Raw genomic sequence first — 11223 nt, 5'->3', positions numbered from 1 at the left:
TGGCCCCTCTCCTTTGGAGAGGGGTTGGGGTGAGGTCAAACATTGAAATACAAGATTTTAAATTATTTAGTCGGACAACAATACAATAATATCATCATTCAATGGCAAAATCTTATTGCGCAGCGAATCATATAAATAACCGGCCAGTTTATCCTGTGTAAGATCATTGTTTACTTTCTGTGCAAGATCGGGGCGGCCCACATCGCCTATGAATAAAGTGTCACCGGAGAATAAGCCAGCATCGTTGCCAGCCTCATCTCTTAACAAATAGCAGGTGCTTTCCATGGTATGGCCGGGCGTATGCAATACCTTAAATACAATTTTTCCAACTTTAAATTCCTGTCCGTCTGTTGCAATAATGGCTTCAAAATCCGGTTTTGCGGTTGGGCCATATACAATGGGCGCACCGGTTTTTTTGCTGAGGTCTAAATGGCCACTCACAAAATCGGCATGAAAATGCGTTTCAAAAACATACTTTATCACCGCATTGTTTTCTCTGGCTTTTTTAATGTAAGGCTCCACTTCGCGCAAAGGGTCAATAATAACAGCTTCGCCTTCGCTTTCTATATAATAGGCGCCCTGTGCCAGGCAACCCGTATAGTTTTGTTCAACTGTCATCGCTTAAAATTTATAAGGTAAAATTAGAGCGTAGCAGCCATTTTATTTGTGACAGAAATCACACAGATAAGGTACTTATTTCTCCGGATACAATTATGGATTTGTTCAGATGCCTTCCGGCAGTTTTTCGCACAGAGCCAGGGAGTACACAGAGAAATAACCTCTGTTGGCTCTGCGTTCTCCGTGCGACATCATGCTTCCCGGTGCGGAAAATCAAAGTTCATCAGGAAATGTATCGGAATAATAATACGCCCATTTTGGAGCCGGTGATAAAATTATTGCAAAAACTGTAAAGATTATTTTATGAAGCAGTGGTGGGGGCGCCCTGAAATGCAGTTCTGATTGTGCCGCACACATCAGTTTCAATCATTTTCCGGGCCAGTTGCAGCATATTGCAAAAAGCAACATCATTGCTTATGCCATGCCCTATTATTACGGGCTTTGATACGCCGAGAATGGGTGTGCCGCCATAATTTTCGTAAGCAAAACGGCGTATAAATTCATCGTTGTGCATATCCCGGCTTTTGGCAATATCATACATGGATTCGCCTAATTTGAGCACAACATTTCCGGTATAACCATCGCAAACGGTAACATCGGCGCCGCCATTAAAAATATCACGGCCTTCCACATTGCCGATAAAATGAATGCGGGAATTATTTTTTAAGAGCGGGTAGGTTTCCTTGCACAGCATATTGCCTTTACCTTCTTCTTCGCCTACATTTAATAATCCAACTTTTGGCGTGGCAATACCTAAAACACTATTGGCATAAATGCTGCCTAAAATAGCAAACTGATCTAAATGCTGCGCTTTGCAGTCCACATTCAGGCCCACATCCAGCAAAAGCGCTGTATCGCCGCCAATTTTTGGAATAACTGAAGCAATGGTAGGGCGGGAAACGCCTTCAATGGGTTTTAAGAAAAACATAGCGCCCACCAGCATAGCGCCTGTATTGCCAGCGCTTAAAAAAGCGTCAACCTTGCCCGAAGCCAATAGCTGAAATCCTTTAGAGATGGAAGAATCAGGCTTTTCTTTTAAAGCCTTTGTGGGATTTTCATTATACCCGATTACTTCTGTGGTATGAATAACGGCTATTTTGTCTTCCGGCAAATTATGCTCGCTTAAGAGCGCCCGGATTTGCTGCTCATCGCCAATGCAATAAACAACAGCGTTATTATTCCGCAGGTATAATTGCAAGCCTTTTACAGCTTCCAGCGGTGCGAAATCACCGCCCATCATGTCAAGAGCGAGATTCATTAAAGCAATAAGGGTTTTATGCTTTTAGCGGAGCTTTTTCAGAAACAACTTTTCCTTTGTAATACAGCTTTCCTTCGCTTACATGGGCACGGTGGCGCACATGCAATTCGCCGGTGGCGCTGTCTTTGCTTAAAGTTACTTCTTCCGCTTTGTAATGAGTTCTCCTCTTCGCGCTGCGTTGCTGAGAATGCCTGCGTTTTGGATTTGGCATAGTTTATTGTTTATAATTATTTAAGATCTTTAAATTTATTTAATGCTTCCCACACAGGGTTGACAGATTTACCTGCGCTTTTAGCCTGCGATAATTTGGCAAGCACTTCTTTGTTGCACTGCGTATTGCCTGCTTCATCGGGCGGGCAGATTTTCTGCAAAGGAATGCTCAGGTTTATGAATTCGTATATCCAGTCTGCCAGGTGCAAATGGCTTTCGCCGTGGCTGATATAATATACGTCGGGATCTTCTTCCTGTGCATTCATTTCATCCGGATTATCCACCAGCTTCACCATCACTTTAAATTCATCCCATAACTGAAGCGTAAGCGGATTACCGCAACGGTCGCAGTTTACATCAACGCTTCCGTCAACATCAAATTTTAAAAGCATGAAGCCGCTTTTCTTGTCGAGCTCAAGCTTTACCGTTGCGTTGCAGTTTGAAAAATCCTGCTTTTCATAATTTGCAAAGAACTTATCATCAATCCGGTATTCAAAATGATGAAGCCCTGGTTTCAGGCCAACAAACGCTATTTCAAACTCTCTCCTGAAATTCATGCCTGAAAAATTTGGGGTGGCAAAGGTAATTGAATTTTGCTTAAGAAGCAAAGCTACTGTTTACAGACCTATATAAGACCACGACTAACTTATAAGTTTAACAAATTAATCTTGCCAGATACAGCAAAAAGCTCAATTTTGCTCTTTAAATGGCTTTAACAACTTTTCGCTTTAAACAAATATTTGGCATCCGTAAAAAACTGTACCTGCATTGAACATGAGAAACCTTAAAAAAATATTCGTTTCTGTTTCAACGGCTTTGGCATCGCTTATTTACACAAAGAAAAGAATTCAAAAAACAACCAAGCTGCGTATTATACATTCACATAATAATGCCGGCAACCAGTTTAAGAGAAGCTAACGCACTCTTTTAATTCTTTTTCTGTATAAGCTACGCCGTATTGTTTCTGAACATCTTCGGGAACGCCATTCCACTGGTTTGGCCTGTTGCCAACATAACCTATATCAGCCCAGCCGATTTGTGTGGAATAAAACCCGGTAGCGGTAAGATTGCGCATTAAATTAAAAAACGAAACGCCATAGCTCATTTCCGGTTTTGCTTTTTCAGGATAGGCTATCTGGTCAACCACCTCAATCTGCTGCTGTGATGAACAATCCTTGAATGCTTTCTGATAGGCATTTAAACAATGCATATCCAGCCATCTTAACCCGCCCCGCATGGGCGTTTGAAGATTGGGCTCATCTTTTACAATGAATTCTATAAAATCAGCAACCTTGGCATCGCTGGCGCTGCCGCTTACTTCATCTTTGGGAATGATAATATCTGCCAGCACGGTAATGGTGGCAAATTCATCGGGGGTAAAAAATTTCTCCCCGTTTTTAATAGCATCATCATGCGCTTTTTCTTCGGGCATGCGGTCTATCGTTGGCGCTGCCGGCGCCGCTGCCGCTTCCTTTTTGTCTGTTTTGCAGGCGTCAACCAAAACACCGGTGGTTACAGCGCCCACGCCAAGTATTTTTAAATGTTTTCTTCTGTCCATGACCGGGATTTTATGCGATTTGTCAGATTATCCTGATTCATTCAGGCTAATCATAAATACATTAATTCAAAAATTATTTATCAGTGATTTGCCTTGATAGATATGTTCTATCAGGTAAATCAAAAAAAATCAGTTTATAATCGTGGTTATAAATTCTGTTTCTTCATCTGGTCAACGATATAATCGCTGGCTCTCCACGCTAAAGCAAGAATGGTATGCGTAATGTTTTTATCGGCCTGCGAAACAAATGCCCCGCCATCCACACAAAAAACATTTTTGGCATCATGTGCCTGGCACCAGGCATTCAGGGCGGAGCTTTTGGGATTGCTTCCCATTCTAACCGTGCCTGCTTCGTGAATAATAACGCCGGGATCGTGCAGGCCGTAATGATTTTCCGGGCCATCATCGCCATACGTAATCACAGCGCCCATTTCGGTTAATATTTCCCTGAACGTCTCCTTCATGTGTTTGGCCTGCTTTATTTCGTACTCGCTGTTTTTTACATTGAAACGAAGCACCGGAATGCCATATTTATCAACTGTGTTCGGGTCAATTTCACAATAATTGCTTTCCAAAGCCAGCGCTTCGCCACGGCCTGCCATGCCAACAGATGCGCCATAAAAGAAGCGGTAATCTTCCTTCAGCGATTTGCCATAACCGCCAGCCTCTTTTTTAGTCCTGGTAGCTACCTGTTTACCATTGATGTCTTGAATATTCCATCCAAAACCATAAGCCGGTTGGTCCATGCCGCCGCCGTATTCAATATGGTAACCGCGGGGAAAATCCAGCTTTTTATTATCCAGCCACCAGGGCGTATAAACGTGCATGCCGCCCACGCCATCTTCGTTGTAGCGTTTGCGGCCAAACAGGTTTGGCAGGTACCCCCCCATATCAGCGCCGGTGGAATCGTGCAAATATTTTCCTACCACCCCGCTTGAATTGGCTAAGCCGGCGGAATGCCTTGGTGATTTGGAATTAAGCAGCAGCCTGGCGCTTTCGCAGGCGCTGGCGGCAAGGATTACCGTTCTGCCTTCCACCACGTATTCCTGCATGTCTTCCTTATTTATATATGAAACGCCGGTGGCCAGGCCGTCTTTGCTGGTTTGAACTTCACGCGCCATGCAATTGGTAAGCAAATCCACATTACCTGTTTTTAATGCGGGAATAACCAGTACAGATGAGGAGGAAAAATCGCCATACACTTTGCAGCTTCTGCCGCATTGGGCGCAGTAAAAGCACTGGCCGCGCTCATCGTTTATTTTTTTGGTAAGGATAGACAAGCGGGAAGGGATTACGGGTATGCCCAGCGAAGTGCCTGTTTTTTTTATCAGCATTTCATGCAAACGCGGTTTGGGCGGCGGCAGGAATATGCCATCCGGATCGTTGGGCAAACCTTCATTCGTGCCAAAAACACCAATGAGCGTTTCCACTTTATCATAATAAGGCTTTATATCATCGTAACTTATGGGCCAGTTATCGCCAAGGCCGTCTATATCGCGCCTTTTAAAATCCCTGGGGCCAAAGCGGAGCGTTATGCGCCCCCAGTGATTCGTTCTTCCGCCCAGCATTCTTGCCCGCCACCATTCCCATTTGGTATCGCCTACATGGGTATAAGGCTCGCCGTCAATCTGCCAGGCCCAGTAGCAGCCGTCAAAATCGCCAAACGGCCTGAATTTGGTGCCCCGGCCCCTTCTTGGCGAAGCCCAGGGCGGCTGCAACTGGTTGCTGTTTTTTGCAGGATCGTACATTGGCCCTGCTTCAATTAAACAAACTTTTAAACCGGCCTTTGCCAATACATACGTTGCCATACCGCCACCTGCCCCCGAACCAACAATCACAGCATCGTATTTTTTAGAATTCTTCTTAATCTGTAGCGTCCCCATCTTGTTATTTTGGATTTTCCGTTAGAAAGGCTAAAATAAGTATTACTCTTTAACCATAATGCTTTTTATTTTCGTTTTAATAAACCGTTGTAAGATTTGAATAAAAGATGACCCTCTTTATCCGCAGATAGTTTAAACGCATAAAATGAACATAATAGCAATTGATATTGGCACCTCCAATTGCAAGGCCATTATAACCGGTATGGATTTAAAGGTTTTTAAAACCTTTGAATATGCCACCCAACCTATAACGCCCAAACAGGGCTGGAACGAACAAAACGCAGCAACTATTTTTAAAGAAGTGGTAAAAATGCTTCAGCAATCAATAAATTTTTGCGGGGAAGAAAATATTGCCTGCGTATCGTTGAGTGCCGCCATGCACAGTTTGCTTGCTGTGGATAAAAACGGCGCGCCTTTAATGAATATGTTAACCTGGGCCGACCTGCGCAGCGCCAGGTATGCGCAGGCGCTGGAAAAGAAAAACCTTGCAAAAAAATTATATGCGGCTACCGGTGTGCCTGTTCATGCCATGTCGCCGTTGTGCAAGCTGATGTGGTTAAAAAATGAACAGCCTGCCATTTTTCGCCGGGCGCATAAATTTATTTCCATCAAGGAGTATATTTTTTTTAAGCTGTTTAATAAATACATTGTTGATCACTCCATTGCTGCAGCTACAGGCTTACTGGATGCAAAAAATATTTGCTGGTACAGCGATGCCTTAAAACTCGCAGGCATTACAGAAAAAAAGCTTTCTGAATTAAAACCCATTGAGCATTACGAAACCGTATTGCTTCCTTCTATAAAAAATACATTACAACTTAACAGGGCTATTCCTTTTGTGCTTGGCGCCAGCGATGGCGCTCTGGCAAATTTGGGCAGCGGCATTGTAAATGCAAACAATGTTGCCATTACGGTAGGCACCAGCGGCGCCGTGCGCATCACATCAAACAAATATGTAACTGATAAAAAGCAAAGGCTGTTTTGTTATTATATAAGCGATGGATTGTACATAACGGGCGGCGCCTTAAACAATGGCGGCATTGCATTACAATGGCTGGTTGAAAAAATTTTGAAAGAGGCATTCAGGAATGAGAGCCGGCTTGAGGCTTTGTTTAAAGCCGCAGCCGGAATTAAGCCAGGCAGCGAAGGGTTAATCTTTTTGCCATATATACTTGGCGAGCGGGCGCCGGTTTGGGATGAAAATGCAAAAGGCTGTTTTATAGGATTAACAGAAACGCATACGGAAGCACATATTATTCGCGCTGTTTTGGAAGGCGTTTGTTATGCGGTGGCTGATGTGTTGCAGGCGCTCGAAGAAAACAGTAATGATATTAAGCATATTTATCTGAGCGGCGGCATTATAAAATCTGGTGTGTGGATACAATTGCTTGCAGATGTGTCCGGCAAAAAGATAATGCTGAATGAAACGGCGGATGCATCGGCGCTGGGCGCCGCTTTTATTGGCCTGAAAGCGCTTGGGAAAGTAAAAAGCATAGGCGATGCAAAGATGTTCCTGCAAAATGTGAAAACGGTAAAGCCTTCGGCGGCCAATCACCGCATATATCAAAAATATTTTGCCGTTTACCGCAGCCTGTATGGCAGATTAAAAGATGTTTTTTCAGAATTATCTGCCTTACCGTGAGCTGCAGGCGGCAGAATTTTAACTGCTGTTAAGTTAAGTGTTGGGTGCGTGTTAGAAGCAACAGCCTTGTCATTCATATAACACGGCCATCCTGTTCATCCTTTCATCCACTCACTGTTGACCGTCAACCGTTGACAGTTGACCGATTCATTCCGTCCTCAAACTTTTCACCGGGTTGGCCGTTGCCGCTTTTATTGCCTGGAAGCCAACGGTAATCATCGTTATCATTAAGGCGGCAATGGCCGATAGTAAAAACACCCACCATTGGATATGGATGCGGTAAGCAAAACCCTGCAGCCATTTTTGCATGATGAAATAGGCAACCGGTGCTGTAAGGATAAATGAAAAACCAACCCATTTAATATATTCTTTTGAGAATAAAAACAATATGTCGCTAACTGATGCGCCTGTAACCTTTCGTATGCCTATTTCTTTGGTGCGCTGTTGTATGGTAAGCAGGGTAAGCCCTGTTAAACCCATTACGGCAATAAGAATTATCAATGCCGTAAGTATATCCAGCACATTGCTAAGTACTGCTTCGGTTTTGTATAAATTATCTATTTGCTCGTCCAGGAAATAAGAATTAAAAGGAGCGCCCGGCACAAAATCGCTCCATGTTTTTTTGATGATGTTAATGGTGTGGGAAACATTGCCCGGCGCAATTCTTATAACAACATATTGGCCCCAGTTCCTTAAAAAAATTGCCATCGGCTGCACTGTTTTATGAAGCGATTTAAAATTGAAATCATCTGTAACGCCTATTATTTCACATCGCACATTTTGTATATCAAGCGAGTTGAGATAGCGCGTGTTAATAAAATTGCCAACAGGGTTTTCTATGCCCAGTTCTTTTACTGCGGCTTCATTTAAAACAACTCTTTTTACCGAATCATCGCCGCTTTGACGGTCAAAATCCCGTCCCTGCAACAGCTTAATATTAAAAGTTTTTAGAAAATCATATCCTACGCTAATATTGGCAACCATGTGGTCTGGTTCACCGGTTTTAAAATTGGCGGCAATAGGAAAGTTATCGTTACCGCTATTGGGATAATCGGTACAAATACTTGCCGACAGCACATTTGCCTTTTTCTTCAGTTCGGAAATAAAGGTTGCAGATTTATTGGCAGCGCTCAATTGCGCCCCGGCATCTTTCAGCACCAGTACATTTTCTTTGTTAAATCCCGGATATTTATCATGCAAAAAATTAAGTTGTTGTTTTACCATCAGCGTACAAACAATTAACCCGATAAACATAAAAAACTGTGCTACGATCAATGCGCTTTTGAAAGTAATGAACCTTTTACCAGGCGTTATTTTTCCTTTAACAGCTTTTACTGCGTTGAAAGATGATAAATAAAATGCCGGGTAAATTCCGCCTAATAAACTTATGATAAAAAACAAACCAAAAAATACTGTACAGCTTGCAGCATTGGTAATTGCAGCAGCCGGAAGTGCAGTGTGCATAAGGCTTTCAAACGGCCGAAGCAATATTATAATAAGTATAAATGCCATTAACCAGGCTATAAAACATGTAATGCCGGTTTCGGTAAAAATTAATGCAACCAGTTTTAATTTTGATGAGCCTAACGTTTTGCGCACACCAATTTCTTTTGAACGCCGTATAGAATTGGCGGTAGAAAGGTTGGCATAATTGATACAAGCCATAAGCACCAGGAAAAAAGCCGCTATCAATAAGATGTACACGTTATCAATATTTTCTCCCGGCTCTAATTCCCGCTCAAAATTGGAGTGCAGGTGAATGTCTGTTACAGGTTGTAGTTTATACTCCCAGTAATCGCCTTTTGCTTTTAACTTGTCATAAGCAATCCCGAAATTGGTTTGCAGAAAAGGATCAATATGCGATCTGACAGCAGCGGGTATTTTATTTTCAAACCGGTTATAATCCGTTCCTTTTTTCAGCAATACATACGTATAATAAGTATTGTCAACCCATACCTGCGAACCATACCACGAATCGGTAGCATCGGAAAGAAGAATTGTATAATGAAAATGCGCATTGGCAGGCACATCTTCGGTAATGCCTGTTATTTTGCAAACCATTTTCCAGCCACCCATGTTTATATTCAAACTTTGCCCGGGCACTGCGCCAGCATTAAAAGCTTCCTCGCCAAAATATTTTATGGCTGTTGATTTTGTAATAACAATGCAGTTGGGTTTTACCAATGCCTCAAGTGGGTTGCCCTGCAGCATTTTAAAATTGAACACGCGGAAAAAAGCAGAATCTGCCTGATACAGTTCTTCATGAAACGATTGTGAAGGCCTGCCATTTTCATCACGGCCCACGATGCTGTTGTTATACTTATAAATTCTTGTGGTGGCCTCCACTTCGGGAAAATTATTGGTAAGAAAGCTGCGCAAAGGCGGCGGCGCCATAGATGAAGTGAAATTGTTGCCATTTATTTGTATATGCGGATATACACGATAAATATCAGCATGGTTTTTAAGGGATTTGTCAAAGCTGAACTGGTAATTCACCCACATAAAAATAAGCATGCCCGCCGCTATGCTTACAGATAACCCTGCCAGGTGAATTATAGCAAGCCCTTTATGTTTTGCCAGGTTCCTGAAAGTGGTTTTGATAAAATTTTTGAACATAAGCTTTTCCTGCATTCCCTGGAGGGGTGCGCTTTTTAGATTGATTATAATTTATAACCGCTTATACTTTGGCTTTTTAAACCTTCACTTATTCCGTTCCCAAAACCTGCATACTATTTTTACAACGCATCTTTTATTTTCAATACAAGCAATTCGCCAGGCACTTCAGCAGGTTTAATTTCCGATAGGTCAATCATACAATCACTGCCGGTATTTTTGGGTTTGAAAGTTTTATCAGCCCCTAAAATAATAGCAGATGAAGCAGCATTCGCTGTAAAATTTTTCAAAATAATTTTTGCTTGAAATACGGGCAATATGCAAAACAAATCTTTACCCTTTTCCGTAAAAAACATTTCGATATGCGCCGAATCTTTTTTTGGTTTTATTAATTCAGAAACACTATAAGCGCCCATAAACTCGCCGCCCTTTTTATTTTTTGCCGGTAGTTTTCCTTCGCTCCATTGATAAGGTTGTGTGTATGGCTTTGTTCCGTAAATAGCGTCGCCATTGGTTTTCAGCCATGCGCCAATATCTGCAAGCCGTTGTTGCATGATAACAGGGATTCTCCCGTCGGCAGTGGGGCCAATATCAAGCAACAAATTACCGCCACGGGAAACAACATCAATCAACATTAAAATAAGGTCCCGGCTGGTTTTATAATCTTCCAGTTTTTCGTTGCGGTTATAACCAAACGAGTGGCCAACACCTTCACATTGCTCCCACGCTACATTCTTATCCATGCCGCTTCCATATTCAGAAGTAACATACATGGCCCCTTTATTGTTTGCCCTTGAATTACTTCCCCACCGGTCATCTACCACTACTTCATCTTTTACTGCAGATTCGTTGAAGAGCCATGTAAGAAATTCGAGGCTATGCCATGCTGTATCAGGCAAGTCCCATTCACCATCAGCAAAAATGAGCGAAGGCTTGTATTTATTTACCAAACCTGTTAGCTGTGGAATCATGTGCTCTGTGGCGAAGCGTTTTTTGTCTTTAAGCCAAAGCGGGTTAAACCATTCATACAAAGAATAATAATAACCCATTTTTAAACCTGCATTTCTTACGGCAGCAGCAGTAAGATCGCCCAGCAAATCACGTTTAGATGTGCCTGTTACCGCATTCCATGCATGCCCCCAATCCCGGTCAGCTTCGGGGCTGTTCCATAAGCAATAGCCTTCGTGATGTTTTGATGTAAGCACTACATATTTTGCTCCCGAATTTTTCAAAATTTCCGCCCATTGGCCAGGGTCGAACATTTCGGCTTTGAACATGGGTTCAAATTGCTCGTATTTAAAATCTGCGCCATAATTTTTATTAGTTCTCGAAAAACCACCGCCTTTGGCGGTGGTTATGTACTCGTGGCTATGCCGTATGTTTAAATTTGCTGCATGAGCAAGTATAAGAAGCAATCTCATGTAGTGTATAAGTGCGATTA

The 11223-nt window shown here is 42.6% G+C and carries 9 protein-coding genes and 1 pseudogene; 2 read left to right on the top strand and 8 right to left on the bottom strand.

Annotated features, from left to right (window positions below; genetic code table 11):
• Positions 1 to 81 precede the first annotated feature (81 nt).
• The 4 genes and pseudogenes from QM629_RS04085 to QM629_RS04070 form a co-directional block, all read right to left on the bottom strand.
• A pseudogene (locus QM629_RS04085) lies at positions 82 to 618 on the bottom strand (MBL fold metallo-hydrolase); the annotation flags it as partial.
• A gap of 301 nt (positions 619 to 919) precedes the next feature.
• Positions 920 to 1876 (bottom strand): phosphate acyltransferase PlsX, encoded by a 957-nt coding sequence (plsX, locus tag QM629_RS04080; protein WP_415157461.1) that lies wholly within the window; start codon positions 1874 to 1876, stop codon positions 920 to 922.
• 16 nt (positions 1877 to 1892) lie between these two features.
• Positions 1893 to 2087 (bottom strand): 50S ribosomal protein L32, encoded by a 195-nt coding sequence (gene rpmF / locus QM629_RS04075; RefSeq protein WP_415157459.1) that lies wholly within the window; start codon positions 2085 to 2087, stop codon positions 1893 to 1895.
• Positions 2088 to 2103: 16 nt separating this feature from the next.
• The gene (locus QM629_RS04070) at positions 2104 to 2643 is read right to left on the bottom strand and encodes a YceD family protein (RefSeq protein ID WP_415157457.1); all 540 of its coding nucleotides are present in this window, start codon (positions 2641 to 2643) and stop codon (positions 2104 to 2106) included.
• Between the two features lie 217 nt (positions 2644 to 2860).
• Between QM629_RS04070 and QM629_RS04065 the strand changes: the two genes are divergently transcribed.
• On the top strand, positions 2861 to 3004 hold the full coding sequence (locus tag QM629_RS04065) for a hypothetical protein (RefSeq protein WP_415157455.1): 144 nt from the start codon (positions 2861 to 2863) through the stop codon (positions 3002 to 3004).
• Here the strand turns inward: QM629_RS04065 and QM629_RS04060 are convergent.
• Together QM629_RS04060 and QM629_RS04055 are read right to left on the bottom strand one after the other, a co-directional pair.
• On the bottom strand, positions 2991 to 3644 hold the full coding sequence (locus QM629_RS04060; RefSeq protein ID WP_415157453.1) for a gluconate 2-dehydrogenase subunit 3 family protein: 654 nt from the start codon (positions 3642 to 3644) through the stop codon (positions 2991 to 2993). The two genes, QM629_RS04065 and QM629_RS04060, sit on opposite strands and share 14 nt — an antisense overlap.
• 146 nt (positions 3645 to 3790) lie before the next feature.
• Entirely contained in the window at positions 3791 to 5527 is a 1737-nt protein-coding gene (locus QM629_RS04055) for a GMC family oxidoreductase (RefSeq protein WP_415157451.1), read from the bottom strand.
• Between the two features lie 145 nt (positions 5528 to 5672).
• Here QM629_RS04055 and QM629_RS04050 point away from each other — a divergent pair, with 145 nt between their 5' ends.
• Positions 5673 to 7169 carry a gluconokinase gene (locus QM629_RS04050; RefSeq protein ID WP_415157449.1) on the top strand — a complete coding sequence of 499 codons (1497 nt, stop codon included), beginning with the start codon at positions 5673 to 5675 and terminating at the stop codon, positions 7167 to 7169.
• A gap of 147 nt (positions 7170 to 7316) precedes the next feature.
• On the opposite strand, the gene QM629_RS04045 is transcribed toward QM629_RS04050, so the two are convergent.
• Positions 7317 to 9785 (bottom strand): ABC transporter permease, encoded by a 2469-nt coding sequence (locus QM629_RS04045; RefSeq protein ID WP_415157447.1) that lies wholly within the window; start codon positions 9783 to 9785, stop codon positions 7317 to 7319.
• A gap of 119 nt (positions 9786 to 9904) precedes the next feature.
• The coding region (locus tag QM629_RS04040) for an alpha-L-fucosidase (RefSeq protein WP_415157445.1) at positions 9905 to 11223 on the bottom strand (1319 nt) is incomplete at its 5' end.

This window comes from Parafilimonas sp. (assembly GCF_047606085.1).
Classification (GTDB): Bacteria; Bacteroidota; Bacteroidia; order Chitinophagales; family Chitinophagaceae; genus Parafilimonas.
Note: the sequence above shows the minus strand (reverse complement) of the source record. Positions and strands in the feature narration are given on the sequence as shown.